The organism is Methanobrevibacter boviskoreani JH1, assembly GCF_000320505.1.
Lineage (GTDB): Archaea > Methanobacteriota > Methanobacteria > Methanobacteriales > Methanobacteriaceae > Methanarmilla > Methanarmilla boviskoreani.
Window position 1 is genome coordinate 1 of sequence record NZ_BAGX02000007.1, and the last position, 23564, is coordinate 23564.

Sequence of the window (23564 nt, forward strand, 5' to 3'; positions counted from 1 at the left end):
TATCATAAAGAAAGAATAAGGACGATATTTGTCAAGTTTCTATAAAAAAAGAATAGGGATGTAATCAAGTAATGGCATCAATTAAAGAAATAAAAAGGTTAGACGGTATTAATCTAAAAAAATTAAGTAATGAAAATCTTAAAAAAGTTAATCTGGTTATTATAATAAAAATAACCAGATAAATGTAAGTATGAAAGCAAAAACAAATATCACCGGACCTATAATCTTTCCTACTTGAACTATTGAACTTATTGTTGAGATTAATTCTGTAGATCTGTTAGGTCCGAATGTTTTTAGATTCTCTATTTTTTCTGTACTGCATCCAACTTCAACCTCTTCAAGATCTTCAAGGGCTTCCTCAATTGTTTCCTTTACATAATCAATGATTTGGGCCCTGTTACTCAATCCAATTGGGTTATATCCTCTTGAGATTGTATTTACGCTATGTGTATCTGTGGTCATAACCTCTGCCTCATCAATACCACATTTGTATACAAAGTCTAAAATCTCCTGTCTAAAGCCGACTTCCATATTGTTGGAATCGAAAAGTATGTATGCTGTTTTTTGACCTTCAACATCTACGATCATGGTTTTTACACCACTGTCTCCAACACCTTCCTCTTTTCCTAGTCCATCCATTAGATTTTGACTACATCCTACCTTGATATTTGAATATTTCTTGCCTAGTTTAATTTTACTTATTCCGTCAATTAATTCAAATACCTGTGGATCGCCGGGCAATACTTGACCAGATTCCTCTGAGAAAGAATTATGACAATCTACTATAACCGTTGATTTATTTTCAAATGTTTTATTTGCCTGAACCATCATGGTAAGGCCTACACTAAATTCAATGTCATCACTACCAAGTGGTGCAAAGGTATTTAACAGTACAATTCCATCGTTAAAAGATTGGACACCTATTTTTGCGGATTTGTTTGTATATCTTACAAATTTGCTTGCACTTTTAGAATATTCCATCTTGTATAATCCTTTTCTAATACTGTCTTCTATTTTATCTAATTCCTTAATGCTTGCAGGATTAAAATCATGGGTTGAAGGTCCATGGGCAATCATGGTAAATGGTTTAAATCTATTTGCAAGATTTGTAGGCATATTTCCTCCACCGATATTTCCTAAAGGTCCCGGATGAACTGCCGGACTAATAAATAATGCTTTGATTTTCTCTTTCGTTTTAAAACTAACAATACTTACAACGGTGTCGATATCCGCTCCTGATTTAACGAATAACTCTTCTAAATCATGGGAACCTTCATTCATATGTGTTATAAATAAGCTTAATAGTTGCAATCCATCAATACTCATGTTTGTTTTCATTGGTGAGTTAATTGTTTTAACAAATAGATATATTGCAATAAGAAAGATAAGACAGCCTATAAGCATTTTAACAACTAGATATATACTGAAAGATACACTGTATACATTAAGTCCAATGAAATTAACTGCAAGCAATAAAAAAATACTTATCACTGGTTGAATTAATGCAACTAAACTTGATTTTTTCATATTTACTTGGGTTGCTCCCCAGAAAACCAGAAAGCTGAAAGCAAATATTAGAATATATCCAAATTCAATAAAATTTATTACAAAATTAGGATTGCTGGAGATTATAGATCCGATTAACGTAATAACTGAAAGTATTGTGGAATTTATAAAAGATAGAAACATTGAATGTTTGATTTTTAGATTTATTCCATTAAATGAACTAATAAGATTTTGATTTATAAATCCACTAATTATACCACTTAATCCATATATTATAAATGATATTATACCACCAATAATTATTCCAAGCAGAATGTTAGTGGGATAAGGTCTAATAATTGAAATTAATAAACCTAAAATAAATGTAATAGTTATTGTGGCTTTTACTGAAAATTTAATATTGGGAAGTGTAGTAATATATTTTGAAAGACCTGCTACACTACTCATACTAGACATGTTTTTTTCCTCAAATAATTGTTTGTTATTAAAATTCTATTTATTATTCATTAATCTGATTTCTAGAAATATATGTCATTTAAATTTTTCATTTATATATTCTAACTATCTAATTAATTAATTTCTTAATAAAAATTTTGTTATTTAACATTTTGTTAATTTAATTAATAAATTTTTATATAGTAAGTAATTCTTATAATATTATAGTTTGTTGGAATTCAAATTTTTAAATTTACTAATTTTATAATTAGAGTTTTTATTTAAAATTCATATGAATTAATTTATTTAAAGTATATTAAGGTGATTTAATGATAGATTTAAAAACTCCATTACACTCAGATGATGTAAAGGATTTAAAAGTAGGGGATGTTATCACCATTACCGGAACAATATACACTGCAAGAGATCAAGCTCACAGGCGTATAGTTGAAGATGGTGAGCCTTTTGATTTGGATGGAAAGGTCTTATTCCATGCAGGTCCTATTATAAATAAAAAAGATGATGGTACCTATGAAGTTGTAGCAATCGGACCTACTACCTCTATGAGAATGAATCCCTATGAGGCTGATGTAATCGACAAGGGTGTAAGAGTTGTTATTGGTAAGGGCGGTATGGACGATAATGTTCGTCAGGCTTTAAAAGATAACAATGCGGTATATGTCGTTGCAACTGGGGGATGTGCTGCATTATATGTTGATGCTGTAAGGGAAGTAGATAGTGTAACCTGGTTGGATTTAGGTGTGCCTGAAGCAATGTGGGAGTTAAAAGTAGATTCATTTGGACCTTTAATAGTGGCTATGGACTCTCAGGGCAAATCATTATACGATTAAATTTTTAATTATCTCCACTATTTTTTTTATTTATAAAGAAATTTTTATTTTTTAACTTAGATTATCTGATTTGGTTAATAAAGTTTAATTAGTTTTTAATTAAATCAATTTCAATATAAACAAAATATTTTTTAAGTTTAAGTTAATAATTTTTTAGATAAACTTTATATATATAAAGAAAATTATATTAGAATAATATTATTATAAGAAAATTTTTCATTTAATTAGGGTGATAATATGGCAGAGGATATTAAAGCAGCTGCAGAAAAAAAGTACAAATCTAGAATGAGAAAGTTTAGAAAAGTTGTAAAGAGTGATGAAGAAAAAGATAAATTTTTTAATCAATTAGGAGCTTCATTTGAAGTATTTTTACCTACTAAAAATCCGGATGAACTAGCAGATAGTTTCCTCTTTTACTGTGATGTGGATGGAACTGTTGTTGATGCTGAGTATTCTTATAATGAAGGAGAAAAATTTGAATCCGTTGACGTTCCTAGAAAGGATTTAAAAGTTTTGGTAGAAGCTTTTAAGGATTTTGAATTTGAAATAGTGGAAGAAGAAGATGATCAATAGATCTTTCAAAATCTTTTTCTATAATTTTTCTTTCTATATTGTTTATTAGACGGACTTTTATTTATTTGAAACCATTATTTCTGTTTTTTCGTATTTTGTATTCTTTTGGTCATTGTTTTTGTATTTTTTTAGTTTTTTCTTACTTTGGCTTATTTTTTTAGATTGTTGTTTTTGATTTTTTTAGTTTCTTATTTTCCTGATTTATTCTTTTAATCATTGGTTTTTTGATGTTCCAGTTCTTTTATCTCCTTGTTTATTTACTATTGATTGGTATATGGATTGTTTATTTTCTAATTTTCAAGTTTTAAATCTACACTTAAGATAATCTATTTAATTAAAATTTACTTAATATATTTAAAGTGTTGTTTTAATTTTAATAATCTTAAAAAGAATTATATTTTAGATTTTATATAATTAGATGTGATTAATTTTTAATGTTCTGTGATAATATGATTGTAGAAAATTCTTTAGATGAACTTAAAAAAAGAGAAGCTGCTTATAAAATTATTAAAGATAATATTGAATCTAAGGGTGAAGATCCATTATATGATTTAACTGGACTTTCCGGAGGTTTTCTTGCAAGTGGGGATGAGTTAAATTTACTTCAAACTTATATTGGTCCAGCTATTTTTGAGGATAAAATTCAAGAGATAGGTAAAAAACATATGGGTGGAGAGAAAATCTGTCCACTTAATAGGACCAGTTCCGGAATTCTTGCAACTATACTTGCACTTGTTAAAAAAGGAGATAATGTTGTACACTTTCTTAAAAGTCATCCTGCACATCCGTCCATTATAAGGGCATGTGATTTAGTAGGTGCAAACTATTCAGAATATATAGATCTTGATGAATTTAATATACCTCAGAATACTTCCCTTGTAATTATTACGGGTTCCACTATGGACCATCAAGTTTTGGATGAGGAAAGTTTTAAAATAATTATTAATGCTGCACATGAGAGGAATATTCCTGTATTTGTAGATGATGCTAGTGGTGCAAGGCTCCGTACAGCTATTTTTAATCAAAAACCAGCATGTGATTTAGGAGCGGATCTGGCTATTACAAGTACTGATAAATTGATGAAGGGACCTCGTGGTGGATTAATGGCAGGTCGTGAAGATTTAATAAACAAGGTTAAAGCCAAATCAAATGAGTTTGGACTTGAAGCTCAGGCTCCAATTATTCTTGCAATGATTAATGCTTTAGAAGACTATGATCCTGAAAATCTCAGGGCTTCTATTTCAAAAAGAGATGAGCTATTTGATCTTTTAGATAAATCTTATAATATGTTTGAGACAACTCCAACAGGGGTGATGGTTTCAAAAGAGTCCTTAACAGAAGAAGTTAAATCAAAAACTGATGACTGTAATCTATCTTTAACTGATCTATCATTTTTATGGAGTATGATTTTACTTAAGGAGGAACATATTATTACAATTCCTGCAGTGTCTATGCCTGGCGCATCTGTTACTATAAGATTTGATTTGTCTGCTAATGACTCAGACAAGCTTGAAATATCCGAGATATTTAATAGAATTGATAAGTCTTTTAAAACATTAATTAAGGTTTGTGCTGATGAGGATACGTCTAGAAAAATTATTTATAATGAGGAATAATTGTTTATTAATCGGTTTCTTTTATATCTTTTGATTTTATTAAAAGAAGATTAATTTACAGTTTAAATCATTATTACTTCATGTTTTTTATATTTATAAAAAAGATATGGTTTACAGTTTAAATCATTAATTGTTTTATAAAAAAGTAATCAAGTACAAATTATAAAAGAGTTTTTAAAATAACGAGGCAAAAAATCATTTTTTCCAAAGAAGAATAAAATCTATTTTTAAATAAATAATAAAAAATTAATATTTTAATTAATAAATAGATATATAATATATATAATTAAATTATATAGATTCTATAAAAAATCATATTTAATATACCACTTAATTTTAAATTAAGATATTAAATAATTTAAAAAGAGAGGTTTCAAATGTTTGATAAGATACTGATTGCAAATAGGGGAGAAATTGCAATTAGAATAATGAGAGCATGTCGTGATTTAGACGTTAAAAGTGTTGCAATCTATTCTGATGCAGATAAAAATTCCTTATATACAAATTATGCAGATGAAAAATACCCATTAGGAAATCCAAGTCCTCAAAAATCATATTTAAATATTGATAAAATTATTGATATTGCTTTAAAATCAGGTGCAGATGCAATACACCCTGGTTATGGATTTTTAGCTGAAAATCCTGAGTTTGGTAAAGAATGTGAAAAAAATGGTATTAAACTTATTGGGCCTAGTGGAGATGTTATTAATAAGATGGGAGATAAAATAACATCAAAACAAATCATGAGAAAAGCAGGGGTTCCTGTAATTGAAGGTACTGATAAAGGTGTAACTAATATCGATGAGGCTATAAAAATAGCTGAAAAGATAGATTATCCTGTTATCATTAAAGCATCAGCTGGAGGTGGAGGAATAGGTATGCGTACTGTATATGAAGAGGATGAATTAGTGCGTGCCATTGAATCAACTCAATCTGTTGCAAAAACTAACTTCGGGGATTCTACTGTATTTATTGAAAAGTATTTGGAAAAGCCTAGACATATAGAATTCCAGGTATTGGCTGATGAAAATGGAAACGTTATCCATTTAGCTGATCGTGAGTGTTCAATTCAAAGAAGACACCAAAAATTACTTGAGGAGGCACCTTCTCCAATCATGACCGATGAACTTAGGGAGCAAATGGGAGAGAGTACTGTTAAGGCAGCAGAATATATAGGTTATAGTAGTGCAGGTACTATTGAATACCTATATGATAAGGGAAACTATTATTTCCTTGAAATGAATACTCGTGTTCAGGTAGAACACCCTATTACTGAAGCTGTAACCAATGTGGATATTGTTAAGGAACAAATTAAGGTAGCTTCTGGATTAGATTTAAGTTTCAGTCAAGATGATATTACAGTAAATGGTCATGCAATTGAATGCCGTATTAATGCAGAAGATCCTTTAAGGAACTTTGCACCTAACCCTGGAAGAATTACTGCATATCGTTCACCAGGTGGTCCGGGGGTACGTTTGGACGGTGGTGTATATAGGAATTATACAATTCCAAGTTTTTATGATTCAATGATTTCAAAATTAATTACATTTGGCCGTACAAGGGAAGAGGCAATTAGTAGAATGAAAAGGGCATTAAGTGAATATATTGTACTTGGTGTAAAAACTACAATTCCATTCCATAAGGCTATTATCAGAAATCCTAACTTCCTATCTGGAGACTTGAACACACACTTTATTGATGAAAATAAAAAATTGATATATGAGGAAATGGAGAATGTAATTGCCGAGGATGTAGAAAATGTAAACCGTCTTAAATCAACATTTATTCCACAACAAAAAATTGCTGCAATATCTGCAGCGGTAGGTTCTTATTTAACTGAAAGTAATAAAAGGCAAATAAATTAGAAATTTATAATATTTTAAATAATGGAAAAATTAAAAAATGGGATAATATGAATAAGGAAATTCTTGAACTTATATCCAACAAATATGATTTTAAAAATAAGAGTGCTGAGGAGATTCTTCAACTAGGTATTAATGATATTACAACTGCAGTTAAAGAATTAGGTAATGAACCATCAGATTTCTTCTCAAAAGATAAATGTAATTCATACCTTGAAACCGATGAGATTGGCAGGGAAATGTATTTATTTAAATCTGTAAAATCAACTAACACCGTTGCTAAATTCCTATCTCGTAACGTTTCAAATGGAACGGTTATATTGTCTGAGACACAAACAAGAGGGAGAGGTAGAAAAGGTACAGAATATCAATCTCCAAAAGGGGGAATCTGGTTATCCATAATATTAAAACCAGATGTCACTCCCTCAAAAGCACCTCTTTTGACTCTTGCAACTGCTGTTGCAGTTACTCGTACATTGGATCATTTTAACATTCATGCAGAGATTAAATGGCCAAACGATATATTAATCCATGATAAAAAGGCATGCGGTATTTTAACAGAATCAATAGCTAGGTTCAACAATCTGGAAAGTGTTATTATTGGTGTTGGAATAAATTCTGAAATAGATATTAATGAATTCCCTGAGGAGATAAGGGACTGTAGTATTGCTCTTAGTGATGTAGTTGACGGAGATATTAATCCAGAAAAAGGTACTGCATATTTCTTCAAAGAATTTGAATTTATATATAATAAATTCTTAGAGGGGGATATTGGTTTCATATTTGATGAATGGAGAAAATACAATCATACCATTGGTAAATTTGTTGAAATACAACAACCTTTAGGTAAAGTCATTAATGGTTATGCTGTTGGTATTGACCAAGAAGGAGCTTTAGTCATTGAAAAAGCAGATCATACTTTGGTTAAAGTGGTATCTGGACGATGTAGACTTTTAGACTAGTCTACATATTCTTTTTTTTATTTTTATAAAAATCTAGTTTTTAAAGTGGGAATCTGGTCATGTTAATTTTTAATTTTACTTTAGAATAATTTAAATTGATAATCTAGTTTTTAAAGTGGGAATCTGGTCATGTTAATTTTTAATTTTACTTTAGAATAATTTAAATTGATAATCTAGTTTTTAAAGTAGAATCTAGTCATGCTAATTTTTAAAATAATCTAAAGTAAAAAGTTTATTTCTCAATTTTATTAAATAATTAAATAATAATATGGTAATATATGCTGTGTAGTATTTTGAAATTTTTAAATTAATTTTATTAAAATGGTTTTATGATAAAAATTACTAAGAAAAAACATTTGGAAATGATTCTTCAAAATATCCCCTCTCACCCCAATCCTAAGGTGGAATTTGAACAATATTCCACTCCTTCAAGTATTGCCTCTGATGTTTTATGGAATGCATATACCTTAGGTGATATTTATAATATGGATATTGTAGATTTGGGATGTGGTACTGGAATTTTTTCAATAGGATCTATATTTTTAGGTGCAAATTCAGTACTTGGAATAGATATTGATGATGAGTCCTTAGAAATGGCTCAAAATGTATCAAAACATATAGGTATAAGTACTGAAAAAATGGATAGTTTACATTTTTTTCAGGGCAATGTTAATAATCTTAAGAAAATTAAAGATTTGGACATTTCCGGATTTTCCAACGATAAAGTAGATACACTAATTCAGAACCCTCCGTTTGGTTCCCAGGAAAAGGCTAAAAATGGTGCTGATAGAAGGTTTATAGATTTTGCATGTGAAAACTCGGAGGTAATATATTCATTTCATATGGCCAGCACTCATGATTTCATAGTGAATTATTTTGAGGATTTAGGTGCTAAGATTACCCATGAATTTTACTATAATTTTCCTTTAAAAAAGATTTATAAATTTCACACTCAGGAATCTAGGAATGTTGGGGTAATTGTTTTTAGAGTTGAAACTTTTTAATTCTTTATTAATTTTTATATTTCCTATCTGATTTTCATATTATTTCTAAATATTTTAAACTTATTTTTCCATGGTTTTATATATAAATTCTTATTCTTTTTTAGATTAAACTGTTTTTTATCCTAAAAATATATTAAAAAACCATATCTTTATATACTATTAAAATAATATATAAATACATTATATTCATGAGAGTATAATTATTTGTGTAGTTGATCTACAGGTATTATAGTTGATATAATACTGATTGATAAGTTTATTAGTGATAACTATCGAAGTTTTGCATACATTTATATATTATTTTTTACAAATTAACTATAATGCAAAATATTAATTTATTTATACCTAATTCATTTCTAGCAGAAACTAACGACTTGAAGTTAAAAACCTATAAAGTAGGTATTATCGGTAGAGCGTTAGCTGTTTTTCGTGTGAATAAGGTTATAATCTACAATGATAGTTCTTTCAATGATGAAAGAGGAAGAAAAGACGCTAAATTTATCTATGATGTTTTAAGTTATATGAACACTCCTCAATATTTGAGAAAAAGAGCGTTCCCTATTCAGGAAGATTTAAAACATGTAGGAATTTTACCACCTTTAAGAACTCCACATCATCCTACTAATGACTCTCCAAAGAAAGGAGATTTTAGACAGGGTTTCACTGTAAAGAGAAATAAAAAAGGAACTTTTGTAGATATTGGTATGGATAAATTAGCTTTTTGTAAAGAGCAATTAACAGTTAATAAAATTTTTAGTTTTAAGATTACTAAAATTGCTAAAGAGATATTAGTCACACCTGATGAACCAGAGGACATTTATTGGGGATACGAGACTGTCTATGATAATGATGGTCTTAAAAAAAGCTTGAATAAGCAAAATCCTGATTTTGTTGTTATAACAACAAGATATGCCGATACAATAAATTCTATTTTTGATGAATTAAGGTATAAAGTGAATAATGTTAATAATATTGCTATTGTATTTGGTGGTCCTTATTCTTCTGTTGAAGGTAATTACTCAGATCCTAAATGGGAATCTATTGAAGTAAATACCATTCCTAATCAAGGAACTAAAACAGTAAGAACTGAAGAAGCAGTTGTTGCTACTTTATCTTTATTCAATTTACTCTTAGCTTAACTTAGATTGTATTTTTTAAGAATTTAATTTATTAATAGTTAACTTGCTGTAAAATGTTTATTTTCGACAGTTTTTCTGTTTCTTTAATAAACTTAAAATTGAATTTGACTTATGTTGAATTTAATACTTTTATTTAAATTTTATATAACTTAATCTACCTTATGGATGATTTTGTTATTTATTTTAGAATTATTGGCTTGTCTTATAATTCTTATGTCATACAATTAATTAGAAAATCTAATTTTTTGTTTAATAATCTAAATTAATTTACAATAATTAATTAAGGAATTATAATAATAATGGAGGTTAAATTAAATGGTTAGACATCATCAACCAAGAAAAGGGTCTGTTGCATTTAGTCCTAGAAAAAGAGTAGCAAAAGAAACTCCTAGAATTAAATCATGGCCTGTAAGTGATGAATCTAAATTACTTGCAATCGCTGGTTATAAAGTTGGTATGACTCATGCAACAGTTGTGGATAATCGTAAAAACTCCCCAACTAATGGTATGGAAGTATCCACTCCTGTAACTGTATTAGAAGTCCCACCAGTTGTTGTAATGGGAATTAGATCATATGAAAAAACAAATCGTGGATTTAAAGCTATTACCGAGGTTCTTGCAGATAATTTAGATGAAGAATTATCTAGGAAGATTACACTTCCTAAAAATTATAATAAATCTGATGCTATTGCAAAAATACAAGATGCTTTAGACCACACTGATGAAATTAAAGTTTTAGTACATACTAATCCTAAAATGGTAAGTACACCTAAGAAGAAACCTGAAATATTTGAATGTGGTATTGGTGGAGCTTCTGTTGAAGAAAAACTTAACACTGCACTTGAATTATTAGGTAATGAAGTAAATGTTAGTGATGTATTTAATGAAGGACAATATGTAGATGCTATTGCAACCACCAAAGGAAAAGGATTCCAAGGTGTTATTAAAAGATGGAATATTAGAATTCAATATGGTAAAGCTGCTCGTAGTAGTAAAAAGAGACACGTTGGTTCTATTGGTCCATGGACTCCTAACAGAACTATGTGGACTGTTGCTCAAGCAGGTCAAATGGGATACCATAAAAGAACAGAATTCAATAAGAAAATCATTAAAATTGGCTCAAAATCTGATGTTAATGAAGTAAACCCAGATGGTGGATTTATTAAATATGGATTAGTTAAAAACAATTATGTATTAGTAAAAGGATCTCTTCCAGGTCCAACTAAAAGGTTAGTTATCTTAAGGAAAGCTATCAGACCTAAATCTACTGATGAATCAGCTCCTCAAGTAAACTTTATTAGTACTAAATCTAAACAAGGGGTCTAAATATGAAGGTTAATGTTTATTCTATTGAAGGAGAAGTTTCTGGTGAAGTAGAACTTCCAGCTATTTTTAATGAAGTTTACAGACCAGATTTAATCAAAAGAGCAGTTATTTCTTCTCAGACTGCTAGAATTCAACCTATGGGAAATGATCCTATGGCAGGTAAAAGAACTTCTGCTGAATCTTGGGGTTCAGGTAGAGGTGCAGCTATGGTACCAAGGATTAAAAATGGTGCAAAAGCTGGTTTCGTTCCACAAGCTATTGGTGGAAGAAAAGCTCACCCATTAAGAGTTGAAAAAGTACATCATGAAAAAATCAATAATAAGGAAAGAAGATTTGCAATTAGATCTGCTGTTGCTGCAACTGCAAATAAAGATTTAGTTGAAAAAAGAGGACACCAAATTGAAAATGTTCCTGCATTTCCATTAGTTGTTGAAGATGATCTTGAAGCAGTTAAAAAAGCTAAAGAAACTCGTGAAATCTTCAAAAACTTAGGTGTTTATGATGATGTAATCCGTGCTAAAAACGGTAAAAAGATTAGAGCAGGTAGAGGAAAAACTAGAGGTAGAAAATACAAAAAATCCAAAGGACCTTTAGTAGTTGTCGGTGATGATAAAGGTATCAGTTTAGGTGCTAGAAATCATGCTGGTGTAGATGTTGTATCTGTTGAAAATTTAAATGCTGAATTATTAGCTCCAGGTACTCATCCAGGAAGATTAACTATTTTTACAAAATCTGCTGTTGAAAAATTAGGAGGATTATTCCAATAAATTCAAAAGAATTTATTGTAGATAAAGAAGGTTGATAAAATGGATCCATACGCAGTTATTGTTAAACCTCATGTTACTGAGAAAACTATGAATGCAATTGATTTTAATAATGAACTTACTTTTGTTGTATCAAGGAATTCTTCTAAAGCAGATATTAAAAAAGCTTTTGAAACCTTATTTGAAGAGAAAGTTGAAAGAGTCAACACTCATATCAGTCCTAAAGGTTTAAAATTAGCTTACATTAAACTTGTTGAAGAAGAAAAAGCAGAAGATATTGCTGTTAAAATAGGAGTATTCTAAGGAGGAAGTTGAATGGGAAAACGATTAATACATCAAAGAAGAGGTAGAGGAAATCCTCCTCATCGTGTAGCTTCTCACAGGTTCAAAGATAAAATCCAATACAGAACTTATGATGATATTGAAAAAGAAGGTAGCTTAAAAGGAATTGTTACTGATATTGTACATGACCCTGCTAGATCTGCACCTATTGCTAAAGTTAAATTTGAAAATGGAGAGAAAAAATTCATATTAGCTCCAGAAAGTATTCAAATTAATGATGAAATTGAATGTGGTATTTCAGCACCTATCAGTTTTGGTAATACTTTACCCCTTGCAGAAATTCCTGAAGGTACTCCAGTATATAATATTGAGAACAGACCTGGAGACGGTGGACGTTTCGTAAGATCTTCTGGAACTTATGCTTCTTTAATTACTCATGATGCTGATAAAGCTGTAATTGAATTACCATCCGGTGAATTAAAAACTTTCAACCCTCAATGCCGTGCAAGTATTGGAATTGTTGCAGGCGGAGGAAGAAAAGAAAAACCATACCTTAAAGCAGGTAACAGATGGCATGCTACTAAGGCTAAAGGTAAGAAGATGATGACCGTTAGAGGAGTTGCAATGAACGCTGTAGATCACCCTCATGGTGGAGGTAACAGACAACACCCAGGACGTCCTACTACTATTTCAAGACATGCATCCCCTGGTAGAAAAGTTGGTTCAATTGCTGCTAAACGTACAGGTAAAAGACGATAGATAGGAGGTGTAATCTTGGCTCGAAAAATATATAAATATCGTGGATATACTTTAGAAGAATTACAAGATATGTCTTTAGAAGATTTCATGGAATTATTACCAGCAAGACAAAGAAGATCTTTAAAAAGAGGATTTTTACCAAGACAACAAGCTGTCTTAGATAAAATGAGAAAATTTAGTAATAAAGAAAATAAAGATGGTAGACCTGTTGTAATCAAAACTCATTGTAGAGATATGATTGTACTTCCTGAAATGGTTGGTACTACCTTCGGAATTTATAATGGTCAAACTTTTGAAGAAGTAACTATTATGCCAGAAATGATTGGCTGTTACTTTGGTGAATTTGCACCTACAAGACAAAGAGTTCAACATGGTGACCCAGGTATGGGAGCTACAAGATCATCTATGTTTGTACCATTGAAATAAGGAGATTTTTAACATGGCTAAAAAATATGCTTATAATAAAGAAGAAAGTGAAGATAAACAAACAGCACGTGCTATGGCTAGATCTCTTAAAGTTTCTCCAAAACATTGTGTTGATATTTGCAGTGCAATTAGAGGAATGGATGTTCAAAAAGCTAAAAAATACTTAAATGATGTTATTGACATGAAACAGGCAGTTCCTTTCAAAAAACACAACAAAAAAGTTGGTCACAGAAAAGGTATGAAAGGCTGGTCTGCAGGTAGATATCCTGTAAAAGCTGCTGCTGCAGTATTAAGAGTTTTAGAAAATGCTGAAGCTAATGCAGAATATAAAGGAATGGATATTGAAAATCTTAAAATTGAACATATATCCAGTCATAGAGGAATGGTTATTAGAGGAGCAATCCCAAGAGCATTTGGTAGAGTAACTCCATTTAATACACCTACAACTCACATACAAATAGTTTTAATGGAGGCTTAAGTCTATGATAGAAAAAGATTTTGTTACCGAAGGTCTCAAAAGAACAAAAATTGATGAATTTTTATCATCTGAACTCGAAAGAGCAGGTTATGGTGGAATGGAAGTTCAAGTTACTCCTCTTGGAACTATGATTGTAGTATATGCTGAAAGACCAGGAATGGTTATTGGTAGAGGTGGAAAAACTGTAAGGGCTATTACTCAAACTCTTAAAAACAACTTTGGATTAGATAATCCTCAAGTTGAAGTTAAAGAGGTTGATGTTCCAGAACTTAATCCAAAAATTATGGCTTCCAAAATAGCTAATAATTTACAAAGAGGTATGCATTTCAGAAGAGTTGCATATTCTAACATCCGTAGAATTATGGGAGCTGGAGCTCAAGGTGTAGAAATCACCATCTCTGGAAAAATCAGAGGTTCAAGATCCGCAGTTGCTAAATTCTCAGAAGGTTATATTAAAAAATGTGGTGAACCTGCAACTAAATTTATTAAAGAAGGTTTCGCTACCGTACATTTAAAACCTGGTGTATTAGGTGTATTTGTTAGAATTATGCCTCCTGAAGCTGTTTTACCTGATAAAGTTGAAATCATTGCTCCTGTAGTTAAAGATATTGAAGAAGACATTGAAGAAACTCCTGCTGAAGAAGTAGAGGAATCAGTAGAAGTTGAAGAAGTTGAATCTTTAGAAGAATCTGAAGAAATCGAAAACTTAGAAGAATTGGAAGAAATTTCTGAAGAGGAATCTGAGGTTGAAAATACTACTCAAGACTAAATAGAGGGTTTTTAAAATGGCAATCTTAAGAAGTAAAGAAATTTGGGAAATGGAAAATGAAGAGATTGAGGATAAATTATTAGAACTCAAATCAGAATTAGCTAAAAATATTTCTAAAAGTTCTGCTTCCGGTGTTATTGATAACCCTGGTCAAATAAGAGAACTTAAAAGAACTATTGCTCGTGTTCTTACAATTATGAATGAAAAGGAGAAGGAGAATTAAATGTCTAAAATCTGTGAAGTATGCGGTCTTCCTGAGGAACTTTGTGTATGCGAGGAAATTGCTAGAGAAGTTCAAACTGTAAAAGTTTATACTGTAAGACGTAGATTTGGTAAACTCATGACTATTGTTGAGGGTATTGATGAACATGATATTGATATCAAAGAGCTTACCAAAACTTTGAAAGCTAAATGTGCTTGTGGAGGAACTTCTAAAAATGGTCAAATAGAGCTTCAAGGTGATCATAAGGTTAAGGTTAAGGAAGTTTTATCTGATATGGGATTCTCTTCAGACACTATTGAAATTAGAGATTCTAAAAAGAATAAAAAGCGAAATAATAGAAGACATTAAGTCTGATTAGATTTTTAAAAGTAGGCAAGGGAAAATGATAACTTCAAAGAATTTAGTATATCATGAGTTAATTGGTTTACATGTTGAAGTTAGCTATAGTTCTACTAAATCCTTAATTGGACTAAATGGGAAAGTGATTGACGAAACAAAAAAAACATTAACTATTGAAACTTCGGATAATTGTGAAAAATTATTACCTAAAGATGTTTCAATATTTCAATTTAAAATCCCTGACGGAACTTGGGTTGAGGTTGATGGAAGGATTTTGTTAAGTCGTCCAGAAGATCGGATAAAGAAGAGATATAAAAAAATTTAATTGGTGATAATATGGTAGGTCTTAATGTTCAAGAACCAGAAAGAGAATGTAATGATCCTAACTGTCCTTTTCATGGTGATTTACCTGTAAGAGGACAAGTTCTTGAAGGAACTGTTACTACTAACAAAGCTGAAAGAACAGTTACTGTAGAACGTAGTTATTATAAATTCATTCGTAAATATGAAAGATATGAAAAAAGGAAATCCAGAATCAATGTTCATAAACCTGACTGCATTGATGTAAATGTTGGAGATGAAGTTAAAATAGCAGAATGCAGACCATTAAGTAAAACTAAACATTTTGTTATAGTTGAAGTTAAAGGAGAATAGAACCATGAAAGCAATTACATCAAATGTTACTAAAGCATTACCTATTGGTGCAAGACTTCAATGTGTTGATAATACTGGTGCACGTGAAATTGAAATTATTTCCGTTAAAGGATTTAAAGGTGTCCGTAGACGAATTGATGCTGCTGGTGTTGGAGATTTAGTCATTGCTTCTGTTAAAAAAGGTACTGCTGACATGAGAAGAGAGATTGTACAAGCAGTTGTAGTAAGACAGAAAAAAGAATACAGACGTGTAGATGGTCTTCGTGTTAAATTCGAAGATAATGCTGCTGTAATTATTACTCCTGAAGGATTATTAAAAGGATCTGAAATCAGAGGACCAGTAGCAAAAGAAGCAGCTGACAGATGGCCTGGTGTAGGTAGTGCTGCTAGTATATTAGTATAGGTGATTATATGTCAATACAACCAAGAAAAGAAAGAAAAGCAAATTATGATGCACCTTTACACAAACGTAATACTCGTATGGCTGCTACCTTAAGTAAAGATTTAAGACAAGATTTAGGTAGAAGATCTTTACCTGTAAAAGTAGGGGACAAAGTCAAAGTACTTCGTGGTGACTTCAAAGACCAAGAAGGTAAAATTGAAGCAGTTAACTATAAAAAATACACAGTTAATGTTGAAGGTGTAACCTTAAATAAAGCTGATGGGACTACAATATTTCTCCCAGTACATCCATCAAATTTAATGATTGTTGATGTGGATTTAGATGATGAAAGAAGAAGCAAATTAAGTGAGGAAGAATAATGGCAAAAATGGGATCTAGAAAACATTTAAAAACTTTTAAAGCACCTAAATCATGGCCTATTCATCCAAAAGAACATACTTGGACTGTTAAACCTCAAGCTGGACCTCATGCTATTGGAGATTCTTTAACTTTAATGGTAGTTGTCAGAGATATTTTAGCTCTCGGTGATAATTCCAGAGAAGCTAAAAGGGTTATTAACTCAGGTAATGTTTTAATAGATGGTAAGGTTAGAAAAGATTACAAATATCCTGTTGGATTTATGGATGTTATTTCCATTCCTAAAACAGGTGAATCCTATAGGGTTCTTTTAGATAATAAGAAAAGATTAACCTTAAGCCCTATTGATGATGGTGAATTTAAATTATCTAAAATTGTTAATAAAACCACTATTAAAGGTGGAAAAACTCAATTAAATCTCCATGACGGTAGAAACATCCTTGTTGAAGATGAATACAAAGTTGGAGATGTATTAAAAATCAATGTACCTAGTCAAGAAATTGTTGAATCTTATCCATTTGCAGAAGAATCTACTGTTCTTGTTACCGGTGGTAAACATACTGGTGAAATAGGTACCGTTAAAGAAATCATTATTAATGATTCTTCAAAACCAAATACTGTTATTATTGAAAACGCAAGCAAAGATCAATTCTTGACCTTAAAAGATTATGCTTTTGTTGTTGGAAATGATGAACCAGTTATTTCTTTATTGGAGGTTAACCAATGAATCCAATGAATGAAGTTATTATATCTAAAGCTACTGTTAGTATTGGTGTAGGTGAAGCTGGTGAACAATTATCCAGAGCACTTAATTTAGTAGAAGAAATGTTTGGTCAAAAACCTGTAAGAACTTTTTCCAAAACTACTAACCCAGAATTCGGTATTAGAAAAAGACAACCTATTGGTTGTAAAGTAACCTTACGTGGTGAAAAAGCAGACCATGCTATTAAAATGGTTTTAGAAGGTATTAATAACAATATTAAATCAAGCCAATTTGATAGTCAAGGTAACCTCTCTTTTGGTATTGCAGAACATATTGATATTCCAGGAGTTAAATACAATCCTGACATCGGTATCTTTGGTATGAATGTTTCAGTAACATTTGAAAAACCTGGTTACAGAATACACAAAAGAAAAATCCAAAATAAAAGGATTCCTCAAAGACATAGAATTACTAAAGAAGAAACTATGAAATATATGAAAGATAATTTTAATGTAAATTATGTTGATTTAGAATAGGTGGTTACTATGGCAAGAAAATATGGTAAAGGTTCTAAAAAATGTTCAAGATGTGGGGATCATTCTGCTATGATTAGTAGATATGGACTTAATCTTTGCAGACAATGTTTTAGAGAAGTCGCTCCTAAAATAGGATTTAAAAAATACAATTAGAGGTGTAATTATGACTCTTATGGACCCTCTTTCAGATGCTTTAACTAATATTAGGAATAATGAGTTACAAGTAAATTCTACTTGTACTATTTCTCCTGCTTCCAAATTAATTGGTCATGTTTTAAGTGTTATGAAAAAAGAGAATTATATTAGTAATTTTGAATATGTTGATGATAATAAAGCAGGTAAATTCGAAGTTGAATTAGATGGTAACATCAATCAATGTGGTGTAATTAAACCTCGTCATGCTGTTAAAAAAGATGAATACGAAAAATTTGAAAAAAGATATTTGCCAGCAAAGAACTTTGGTATTCTTATAGTCACTACTCCTGAAGGAATCATGACTCACAAAGAAGCTAAAGCTAAAGGTATCGGTGGAAGATTGTTGGCTTACATGTATTAGGTGATTATAGATGGTATTAGCTGCAGCTTTAAGGGAAGAAATTGAAATTCCTGAAGGCGTTGAAGTTAAATTAGACAATGGGGTTACTGTTAAAGGACCTCAGGGTGAATTAAACAGGAATTTTAACTATCCTAATGTTAAAATTTCCGAAGAAGATGGTAAAGTTATTTTAGTTACTGATTTTCCAAGAAACAAAGATAAATCAATGCTTGGAACAATTAAAGCTCATATTTCTAACATGATTATTGGTGTAACTGACGGTTTCACCTATCATATGAAAATTGTATTTGCACACTTTCCAATGACTGTAAAAGTTAAGGGACAAACTGTAACCATTGATAATTTTGTTGGTGAACAACACCCAAGGACTTCTAAAATTGTAGGTGACCAAACAAAAGTTACAGTTAAAGGGGACGAAGTTACTATAACTGGAATTAATAAGGAACATGTTGGTCAAACTATGGCTAACTTAGAACAAGCAACTAAAATTAAAGGAAAAGATCCTAGAGTATTCCAAGATGGAATATATTTAGTTAGTAAAGAATAGGTGATTTCTATGGATAGAAAATTTAAAAGACAGGAATATGCTAGATATAAAAAACTTGGAGACAAATGGAGAAAACCTAGAGGAAGAACTAGTAAGATGAGAAGATATGAAGCAGGAAAACCAGATATGCCTGCTATAGGTTACGGATCTCCTAAAGCTTCTAGGAATTTACATCCTTCAGGTTATAAAGACGTTCTTGTTCATAACATGAAAGAATTAGAAAACTTAGATCCGGCTACCGAAGCTGCTAGAATAAGTTCTTCTATTGGTAATCATAAAAAAGTCATGATGTTAGAAAAAGCATCAGAACTTGGTATTAAAGTTTTAAATAAATAATTATTATCTTTTATTATAAATTTTATTTTATTATAAAGGGGACTTAAATTAAGTATTTAAGTATTATTAATCGAATGGAGGTTTATTAAAATGAATCTTACTACTCAAAGAAGATTAGCTGCGGATATTCTCAAAGTAGGACTCAACCGTGTATGGATTGATCCAGAACAAATTGAAGAAGTATCAAGGGCTATTACAAGAGACGGAGTTAGGCAGTTAATCGATCAAGGAGCTATAAAGGCTAAACCTCAAACTGGTATTAGTAGTTATAGATCTAAAAAAATTGCAGCCCAAAAGAAAAAAGGTAGACGAAAAGGAAAAGGTAGTGTTAAAGGAGCAAAATACGCTAGAACTCCTAAAAAACAAGCATGGATGTCTACAATCAGAGCTTTAAGAACTGATTTAAGAGATATGCGTGATTCTGGTGAAATCGATCCTACAACCTACAGAAAATTATACAAGATGGCTAAAGGTGGAGCATTTAGAAGTAAATCTTATATGAAAAACTATGCTCGTGACCATGACATGCTTAAAAACTAGGAGTGGATAGAATGGCACATGGATCAAATTATAAAGTAGCATTTAGAAGAAGAAGAGAAGGAAAAACTGATTATGCAGCTAGATTTAGAATGGCAGATTTAAATAAATCAAGATTAGTTGTTAGAGTTTCAAATGCTAATGTTATTGTTCAAATTATTAATATTCGTCCTGAGGGTGATGAAACCATTGTATCAGCACACAGTAAGGAACTAAGAAAATTAGGTTGGTTAGGAGGCTCTAGTAATACTAGTGCAGTATACTTAACTGGTTACTTATGTGGTAAAAAAGCATTAAATGCTGGTGTTGAAAACGCTATTTTAGATATTGGTTTAAGATCACCTATTAAAGGTTCAAAAATATTTGCAGGTCTTAAAGGTGCAGTTGATGCAGGTTTAGAAGTACCTTATGGTGAATCTGTTATTCCTCAAGAAGACCGTATTAATGGTCAATCCGTAGCGGACTATGCTGCTTCTTTAGATGAAGAAGAATTAAATAAACATTTCTCACAATATCTTGCAAGAGGTCTTCAACCTGTAGATTTACCTAATCATTTTGAAGAAATTAAAAATAAAATTGATGAGGCTGAGGTATAACTATGAGTTTTAATATGGAAGAATGGGAACCTAAAACTAATGTTGGTAAAATGGTTAAAGACGGAACCATTACCGATATTGATGAAATTTTTGAAAAAGGTCTCTCAATAATGGAATTAGAAATCGTTGATGCTTTACTTCCTGATTTAGAAGAAGAAGTTATGGATGTTAACTTAGTTCAAAGAATGCATAAATCTGGTAGAAAGGTTAACTTTAGAGTTATTGTTGCTGTAGGTAACAAAGATGGTTATGTTGGATTAGGACAAGGAAAATCTAGAGAAGTAGGTCCTGCAATCAGAAAAGCTGTTGATAATGCTAAATATAATATTATCAAAGTTAGAAGAGGCTGTGGAGATTGGGGTTGTGTTTGTGGAAGACAACACACAGTACCTTTCAAAGTTACTGGAAAGGCTAGTAGTGTAAACGTTACCCTCATGCCTGCTCCTGCAGGTGTAGGACTTGCTATTGGTGATGTAGGTAAAACTATCATGTCTTTAGCAGGTATTGAAGATGTATGGTCTCAAACTAGTGGTCAAACTCAAACTACTATTAACTTTGCTAATGCAGTATTCGATGCATTAAAACAAGTATGTAAAGTTAAAGCTAGTAATAATGATCTCAAGGCTATGGGAGTTATTTCCAAATAAATGGTGATTTTATGTTTTTAGTTATTAGAATTAGAGGAAGAACAGGTGTTAAAAAAGGTATCTCTGATACTTTGGATATGTTAAGACTCAATAGAATCAGCCATGCAGTTTTAATTGATGAAACTGACAGTTACAAAGGTATGCTCCAAAAAGGTAAAGATTATATTACTTGGGGTGAAATCAATACTGAAACCTTAACTAAAATTATCTCTAAAAGAGGTAGATTAGTTGGAGATGTCCATGTAACTGACGAATACCTTAAGGAAAATACTGATTATAAATCTATTGAAGAATTAGCTAACGCTTTAATTAAGGGTGAAATTAAAGCTCAAGATGTTGGAATGAAACCAGTATTCCGTTTCCATCCTCCTAGAAAAGGATATAAATCTATCAGAAAACCTATTACTGAAGGTGGAGATTTAGGATACCGTGGTGAAGATATTAATGATCTTGCTATTAGGATGGCATAATTAGGTGATTATATGATTAGACAAAAACGTAAAATTACTAAACAACGAGGTACCAGAACCAATGGTGGAGGAGTTGTTAAAAACCGAAGAGGTTATGGTAACCGCGGTGGAAGAGGTAATGCAGGTGCTGGTAAACAACATTGGACCAGAACTGTTATTGAAAATAAAAACTACTTTGGTAAACATGGTTTTAAAAGACCTCAAAAAATGATTAAGAAAGTTCGTCCTGTTAACGTTAGTTATTTGGAAGAACAATCTGAAAGTTTATTAGAAAAAGGTTTAGCTACTAAAGAAGGAGATGCAATTGTAATTGATGTCACTGATTTAGGTTATGACAAGGTTTTAGCTAAAGGTGAAATTACCAAAAAGTTCATCATTAAATCTCCTAAATTCTCACAGTCAGCTAAATCTAAAATAGAAGAAGCTGGTGGAGAAGTAGTAGAATTATAATATTTTTATATTATTATTTTTTATTTTTCTTTAAATAATTGACAACCAATTATTCTATTTAAAGAGGTAAAGTATGAGTAGTTTAGATGCATTAACTCCAATTTTTAAATTTTTGCCTGAAGTTAAAGCGCCTATACATAGACAAGATTTTAGGGAAAAAGCAAAATGGACTATTGTCGTTTTGGTTTTGTATTATGTACTTTCTTTAATACCATTATATGGTTTAAGCTCAGGTGCTGTAGATCAATTTGCTCAGTTAAGGGCAGTTATGGCAGGTAGTTTTGGTTCTATTCTTACTTTAGGTATTGGACCTATTATTACTGCTTCAATTGTACTTCAATTATTAGTAGGTGCAAAATTATTAAATCTAGATTTATCTACTCACCATGACAAAGCACTTTTCCAAAGTACACAGAAAATTTTAGCAATTATCTTTACAATTTTTGAGGCAGCTGTACTTGTATTTACTGGTAGCTTAACTCCAATAGATAATTCTTACTTAGGAGTTATATTTTTACAACTTTTAATTGGTGCTATCTTGATCTTATATCTTGATGAGGTAGTATCAAAATGGGGTTTTGGTAGTGGTATTGGTTTATTCATTGCAGCGGGAGTTGCTGAACAGATTATGGTCGGTACTTTTAACTTTATTCCTGAGGCAAGTGGTGCCCTTCCTGGTATTATTCCTGGTTTCATACAAGGTTTAGTTACTGGTAGTCCTGATTTCTCAGTTTTAATACCATTGATTGCAACAATTGGTGTATTTTTAGTTGCAGTATATGGAGAAAGTATGAGGGTAGAAATACCTATATCCCAAGGTCAAGTTAGAGGACATGGAAGAGTTAGAGGTGCTGTTGGAAAATACCCTTTAAAATTTATCTATGCAAGTAATATGCCGGTTATTTTAACTAGCGCTCTTTTAGTTAATGTTTCATTATTGGCTAGTATGTTCCAAAAGTTAGGATGGCCTATATTGGGTAAAGTTGAAGGAGGAAGAGCGGTTAGTGGAGCAGCATTATATTTATCAACTCCTAATCAATTAAGTTTGATTTATACTAATCCAATAAGAGTTATTATTTATGCGATTTTCTTCTTAGCTTGTTGTGTATTATTCTCATGGTTATGGGTTGAAATTAGTGGATTAAATGCTAAAGAAGTTTCTAAAAAATTATATCAATCAGGTATTCAAATCCCTGGTTTTAGAAGTAGTAAAAGACAATTATATAAAATTATGAAAAAATATATACCTGCTTTAACAGTTTTAGGTGGATTGTTTGTAGGTATACTTGCATTCGGTGCTGATCTTACAGGTGCTCTTGGTGGAGGTACTGGTGTATTGCTTACAGTTGGTATTGTATACAGACTTTATGAAGAGATTGCACAGGAACAACTTATGGATATGCACCCAGCATTAAGAAAATTCTTAGGACAATAAAAAAATAAATTGAGGCTAAAAAA

General features: G+C 31.0%; 33 protein-coding genes. 32 read left to right on the forward strand and 1 reads right to left on the reverse strand.

What is annotated here, in order from left to right; genetic code table 11:
• Positions 1–159: 159 nt before the first annotated feature.
• Entirely contained in the window at positions 160–1962 is a 1803-nt protein-coding gene (locus ON24_RS00615; RefSeq protein WP_040681590.1) for a DUF2070 family protein, read from the reverse strand.
• Between the two features lie 308 nt (positions 1963–2270).
• Here ON24_RS00615 and ON24_RS00620 point away from each other — a divergent pair, with 308 nt between their 5' ends.
• The 32 genes from ON24_RS00620 (at position 2271) to secY (ending at position 23541) form a co-directional block, all read left to right on the forward strand.
• Complete coding sequence (locus ON24_RS00620; protein ID WP_016358865.1) at positions 2271–2792, forward strand: FumA C-terminus/TtdB family hydratase beta subunit; 522 nt, start codon at positions 2271–2273, stop codon at positions 2790–2792.
• Positions 2793–3029: 237 nt separating this feature from the next.
• Positions 3030–3365, forward strand: coding sequence for a hypothetical protein (locus ON24_RS00625; RefSeq protein ID WP_040681591.1), 336 nt, complete (start codon positions 3030–3032; stop codon positions 3363–3365).
• Positions 3366–3814: 449 nt separating this feature from the next.
• Positions 3815–4981 carry a TIGR03576 family pyridoxal phosphate-dependent enzyme gene (locus ON24_RS00630; RefSeq protein ID WP_040681592.1) on the forward strand — a complete coding sequence of 389 codons (1167 nt, stop codon included), beginning with the start codon at positions 3815–3817 and terminating at the stop codon, positions 4979–4981.
• A 377-nt stretch (positions 4982–5358) separates the two neighbouring features.
• Positions 5359–6846 carry an acetyl-CoA carboxylase biotin carboxylase subunit gene (locus ON24_RS00635; RefSeq protein ID WP_040681593.1) on the forward strand — a complete coding sequence of 496 codons (1488 nt, stop codon included), beginning with the start codon at positions 5359–5361 and terminating at the stop codon, positions 6844–6846.
• A 47-nt stretch (positions 6847–6893) separates the two neighbouring features.
• Positions 6894–7805 (forward strand): biotin--[acetyl-CoA-carboxylase] ligase, encoded by a 912-nt coding sequence (locus ON24_RS00640; RefSeq protein ID WP_040681594.1) that lies wholly within the window; start codon positions 6894–6896, stop codon positions 7803–7805.
• A 329-nt stretch (positions 7806–8134) separates the two neighbouring features.
• A complete protein-coding gene (locus ON24_RS00645; protein ID WP_040681595.1) occupies positions 8135–8809 on the forward strand; it encodes an METTL5 family protein in 675 nt (224 codons plus the stop codon).
• A gap of 320 nt (positions 8810–9129) precedes the next feature.
• Positions 9130–9948 carry a putative RNA uridine N3 methyltransferase gene (locus ON24_RS00650; RefSeq protein ID WP_040681596.1) on the forward strand — a complete coding sequence of 273 codons (819 nt, stop codon included), beginning with the start codon at positions 9130–9132 and terminating at the stop codon, positions 9946–9948.
• Positions 9949–10263: 315 nt separating this feature from the next.
• Positions 10264–11274, forward strand: coding sequence for a 50S ribosomal protein L3 (gene rpl3p, locus ON24_RS00655; protein ID WP_016358858.1), 1011 nt, complete (start codon positions 10264–10266; stop codon positions 11272–11274).
• 2 nt (positions 11275–11276) lie between these two features.
• Complete coding sequence (rpl4p, locus tag ON24_RS00660; protein ID WP_016358857.1) at positions 11277–12041, forward strand: 50S ribosomal protein L4; 765 nt, start codon at positions 11277–11279, stop codon at positions 12039–12041.
• A gap of 39 nt (positions 12042–12080) precedes the next feature.
• On the forward strand, positions 12081–12341 hold the full coding sequence (locus ON24_RS00665) for a 50S ribosomal protein L23 (protein ID WP_016358856.1): 261 nt from the start codon (positions 12081–12083) through the stop codon (positions 12339–12341).
• A gap of 12 nt (positions 12342–12353) precedes the next feature.
• Complete coding sequence (locus tag ON24_RS00670) at positions 12354–13079, forward strand: 50S ribosomal protein L2 (protein WP_016358855.1); 726 nt, start codon at positions 12354–12356, stop codon at positions 13077–13079.
• Positions 13080–13094: 15 nt separating this feature from the next.
• Positions 13095–13505, forward strand: a complete 411-nt coding sequence (locus ON24_RS00675; RefSeq protein WP_016358854.1) for a 30S ribosomal protein S19 — start codon at positions 13095–13097, stop codon at positions 13503–13505.
• A 13-nt stretch (positions 13506–13518) separates the two neighbouring features.
• Positions 13519–13983, forward strand: a complete 465-nt coding sequence (locus tag ON24_RS00680) for a 50S ribosomal protein L22 (RefSeq protein ID WP_016358853.1) — start codon at positions 13519–13521, stop codon at positions 13981–13983.
• Positions 13984–13987: 4 nt separating this feature from the next.
• The gene (locus tag ON24_RS00685) at positions 13988–14752 is read left to right on the forward strand and encodes a 30S ribosomal protein S3 (RefSeq protein ID WP_016358852.1); all 765 of its coding nucleotides are present in this window, start codon (positions 13988–13990) and stop codon (positions 14750–14752) included.
• A gap of 16 nt (positions 14753–14768) precedes the next feature.
• The gene (gene rpmC / locus ON24_RS00690; RefSeq protein ID WP_016358851.1) at positions 14769–14975 is read left to right on the forward strand and encodes a 50S ribosomal protein L29; all 207 of its coding nucleotides are present in this window, start codon (positions 14769–14771) and stop codon (positions 14973–14975) included.
• Positions 14976–15323 (forward strand): stress response translation initiation inhibitor YciH, encoded by a 348-nt coding sequence (yciH, locus tag ON24_RS00695; RefSeq protein WP_016358850.1) that lies wholly within the window; start codon positions 14976–14978, stop codon positions 15321–15323. It begins immediately after the preceding gene.
• 34 nt (positions 15324–15357) lie between these two features.
• Entirely contained in the window at positions 15358–15639 is a 282-nt protein-coding gene (gene rnp1 / locus ON24_RS00700; RefSeq protein ID WP_016358849.1) for a ribonuclease P protein component 1, read from the forward strand.
• 11 nt (positions 15640–15650) lie between these two features.
• On the forward strand, positions 15651–15968 hold the full coding sequence (locus ON24_RS00705) for a 30S ribosomal protein S17 (protein ID WP_016358848.1): 318 nt from the start codon (positions 15651–15653) through the stop codon (positions 15966–15968).
• A gap of 4 nt (positions 15969–15972) precedes the next feature.
• The gene (locus ON24_RS00710; RefSeq protein WP_016358847.1) at positions 15973–16371 is read left to right on the forward strand and encodes a 50S ribosomal protein L14; all 399 of its coding nucleotides are present in this window, start codon (positions 15973–15975) and stop codon (positions 16369–16371) included.
• 8 nt (positions 16372–16379) lie between these two features.
• Positions 16380–16730, forward strand: a complete 351-nt coding sequence (gene rplX, locus ON24_RS00715) for a 50S ribosomal protein L24 (RefSeq protein WP_016358846.1) — start codon at positions 16380–16382, stop codon at positions 16728–16730.
• A complete protein-coding gene (locus ON24_RS00720) occupies positions 16730–17455 on the forward strand; it encodes a 30S ribosomal protein S4e (RefSeq protein WP_040681597.1) in 726 nt (241 codons plus the stop codon). The genes rplX and ON24_RS00720 overlap by 1 nt, the downstream gene beginning before the upstream one ends.
• Entirely contained in the window at positions 17452–17967 is a 516-nt protein-coding gene (locus ON24_RS00725) for a 50S ribosomal protein L5 (protein WP_016358844.1), read from the forward strand. The genes ON24_RS00720 and ON24_RS00725 overlap by 4 nt, the downstream gene beginning before the upstream one ends.
• A gap of 9 nt (positions 17968–17976) precedes the next feature.
• Positions 17977–18120, forward strand: a complete 144-nt coding sequence (locus ON24_RS00730; protein WP_016358843.1) for a 30S ribosomal protein S14 — start codon at positions 17977–17979, stop codon at positions 18118–18120.
• Positions 18121–18130: 10 nt separating this feature from the next.
• A complete protein-coding gene (locus ON24_RS00735; RefSeq protein ID WP_016358842.1) occupies positions 18131–18523 on the forward strand; it encodes a 30S ribosomal protein S8 in 393 nt (130 codons plus the stop codon).
• Positions 18524–18533: 10 nt separating this feature from the next.
• Positions 18534–19070, forward strand: a complete 537-nt coding sequence (locus ON24_RS00740; protein WP_016358841.1) for a 50S ribosomal protein L6 — start codon at positions 18534–18536, stop codon at positions 19068–19070.
• 9 nt (positions 19071–19079) lie between these two features.
• Positions 19080–19406, forward strand: coding sequence for a 50S ribosomal protein L32e (locus ON24_RS00745; protein ID WP_016358840.1), 327 nt, complete (start codon positions 19080–19082; stop codon positions 19404–19406).
• Positions 19407–19496: 90 nt separating this feature from the next.
• Positions 19497–19946 (forward strand): 50S ribosomal protein L19e, encoded by a 450-nt coding sequence (locus tag ON24_RS00750; protein ID WP_016358839.1) that lies wholly within the window; start codon positions 19497–19499, stop codon positions 19944–19946.
• Between the two features lie 11 nt (positions 19947–19957).
• The gene (locus ON24_RS00755) at positions 19958–20539 is read left to right on the forward strand and encodes a 50S ribosomal protein L18 (RefSeq protein WP_016358838.1); all 582 of its coding nucleotides are present in this window, start codon (positions 19958–19960) and stop codon (positions 20537–20539) included.
• Positions 20540–20541: 2 nt separating this feature from the next.
• The gene (gene rpsE / locus ON24_RS00760) at positions 20542–21186 is read left to right on the forward strand and encodes a 30S ribosomal protein S5 (protein WP_016358837.1); all 645 of its coding nucleotides are present in this window, start codon (positions 20542–20544) and stop codon (positions 21184–21186) included.
• Between the two features lie 11 nt (positions 21187–21197).
• Positions 21198–21656, forward strand: a complete 459-nt coding sequence (locus ON24_RS00765; RefSeq protein WP_016358836.1) for a 50S ribosomal protein L30 — start codon at positions 21198–21200, stop codon at positions 21654–21656.
• Positions 21657–21668: 12 nt separating this feature from the next.
• A complete protein-coding gene (locus ON24_RS00770) occupies positions 21669–22106 on the forward strand; it encodes an uL15m family ribosomal protein (protein ID WP_040681598.1) in 438 nt (145 codons plus the stop codon).
• Positions 22107–22179: 73 nt separating this feature from the next.
• Positions 22180–23541: a preprotein translocase subunit SecY gene (secY, locus tag ON24_RS00775; protein ID WP_040681599.1), complete on the forward strand. Its 1362-nt coding sequence runs from the start codon at positions 22180–22182 to the stop codon at positions 23539–23541.
• Positions 23542–23564: the final 23 nt, after the last annotated feature.

Coding starts and splice junctions, on each gene's coding strand:
- ON24_RS00720 (WP_040681597.1), top strand. CDS start 16,730: ATGGCAAAAATGGGATCTAGAAAACATTTAAAAACTTTTAAAGCACCT.
- ON24_RS00665 (WP_016358856.1), top strand. CDS start 12,081: ATGGATCCATACGCAGTTATTGTTAAACCTCATGTTACTGAGAAAACT.
- ON24_RS00680 (WP_016358853.1), top strand. CDS start 13,519: ATGGCTAAAAAATATGCTTATAATAAAGAAGAAAGTGAAGATAAACAA.
- ON24_RS00755 (WP_016358838.1), top strand. CDS start 19,958: ATGGCACATGGATCAAATTATAAAGTAGCATTTAGAAGAAGAAGAGAA.
- rnp1 (WP_016358849.1), top strand. CDS start 15,358: ATGATAACTTCAAAGAATTTAGTATATCATGAGTTAATTGGTTTACAT.
- rpl3p (WP_016358858.1), top strand. CDS start 10,264: ATGGTTAGACATCATCAACCAAGAAAAGGGTCTGTTGCATTTAGTCCT.
- ON24_RS00770 (WP_040681598.1), top strand. CDS start 21,669: ATGATTAGACAAAAACGTAAAATTACTAAACAACGAGGTACCAGAACC.
- secY (WP_040681599.1), top strand. CDS start 22,180: ATGAGTAGTTTAGATGCATTAACTCCAATTTTTAAATTTTTGCCTGAA.
- ON24_RS00730 (WP_016358843.1), top strand. CDS start 17,977: ATGGCAAGAAAATATGGTAAAGGTTCTAAAAAATGTTCAAGATGTGGG.
- ON24_RS00685 (WP_016358852.1), top strand. CDS start 13,988: ATGATAGAAAAAGATTTTGTTACCGAAGGTCTCAAAAGAACAAAAATT.
- ON24_RS00765 (WP_016358836.1), top strand. CDS start 21,198: ATGTTTTTAGTTATTAGAATTAGAGGAAGAACAGGTGTTAAAAAAGGT.
- ON24_RS00640 (WP_040681594.1), top strand. CDS start 6,894: ATGAATAAGGAAATTCTTGAACTTATATCCAACAAATATGATTTTAAA.
- rpsE (WP_016358837.1), top strand. CDS start 20,542: ATGAGTTTTAATATGGAAGAATGGGAACCTAAAACTAATGTTGGTAAA.
- ON24_RS00670 (WP_016358855.1), top strand. CDS start 12,354: ATGGGAAAACGATTAATACATCAAAGAAGAGGTAGAGGAAATCCTCCT.
- ON24_RS00745 (WP_016358840.1), top strand. CDS start 19,080: ATGGATAGAAAATTTAAAAGACAGGAATATGCTAGATATAAAAAACTT.
- ON24_RS00740 (WP_016358841.1), top strand. CDS start 18,534: ATGGTATTAGCTGCAGCTTTAAGGGAAGAAATTGAAATTCCTGAAGGC.
- ON24_RS00705 (WP_016358848.1), top strand. CDS start 15,651: ATGGTAGGTCTTAATGTTCAAGAACCAGAAAGAGAATGTAATGATCCT.
- ON24_RS00620 (WP_016358865.1), top strand. CDS start 2,271: ATGATAGATTTAAAAACTCCATTACACTCAGATGATGTAAAGGATTTA.
- ON24_RS00650 (WP_040681596.1), top strand. CDS start 9,130: ATGCAAAATATTAATTTATTTATACCTAATTCATTTCTAGCAGAAACT.
- ON24_RS00735 (WP_016358842.1), top strand. CDS start 18,131: ATGACTCTTATGGACCCTCTTTCAGATGCTTTAACTAATATTAGGAAT.
- rpl4p (WP_016358857.1), top strand. CDS start 11,277: ATGAAGGTTAATGTTTATTCTATTGAAGGAGAAGTTTCTGGTGAAGTA.
- rpmC (WP_016358851.1), top strand. CDS start 14,769: ATGGCAATCTTAAGAAGTAAAGAAATTTGGGAAATGGAAAATGAAGAG.
- ON24_RS00635 (WP_040681593.1), top strand. CDS start 5,359: ATGTTTGATAAGATACTGATTGCAAATAGGGGAGAAATTGCAATTAGA.
- ON24_RS00625 (WP_040681591.1), top strand. CDS start 3,030: ATGGCAGAGGATATTAAAGCAGCTGCAGAAAAAAAGTACAAATCTAGA.
- ON24_RS00645 (WP_040681595.1), top strand. CDS start 8,135: ATGATAAAAATTACTAAGAAAAAACATTTGGAAATGATTCTTCAAAAT.
- ON24_RS00750 (WP_016358839.1), top strand. CDS start 19,497: ATGAATCTTACTACTCAAAGAAGATTAGCTGCGGATATTCTCAAAGTA.
- ON24_RS00615 (WP_040681590.1), bottom strand. CDS start 1,962: ATGTCTAGTATGAGTAGTGTAGCAGGTCTTTCAAAATATATTACTACA.
- ON24_RS00630 (WP_040681592.1), top strand. CDS start 3,815: ATGATTGTAGAAAATTCTTTAGATGAACTTAAAAAAAGAGAAGCTGCT.
- ON24_RS00725 (WP_016358844.1), top strand. CDS start 17,452: ATGAATCCAATGAATGAAGTTATTATATCTAAAGCTACTGTTAGTATT.
- ON24_RS00710 (WP_016358847.1), top strand. CDS start 15,973: ATGAAAGCAATTACATCAAATGTTACTAAAGCATTACCTATTGGTGCA.
- rplX (WP_016358846.1), top strand. CDS start 16,380: ATGTCAATACAACCAAGAAAAGAAAGAAAAGCAAATTATGATGCACCT.
- yciH (WP_016358850.1), top strand. CDS start 14,976: ATGTCTAAAATCTGTGAAGTATGCGGTCTTCCTGAGGAACTTTGTGTA.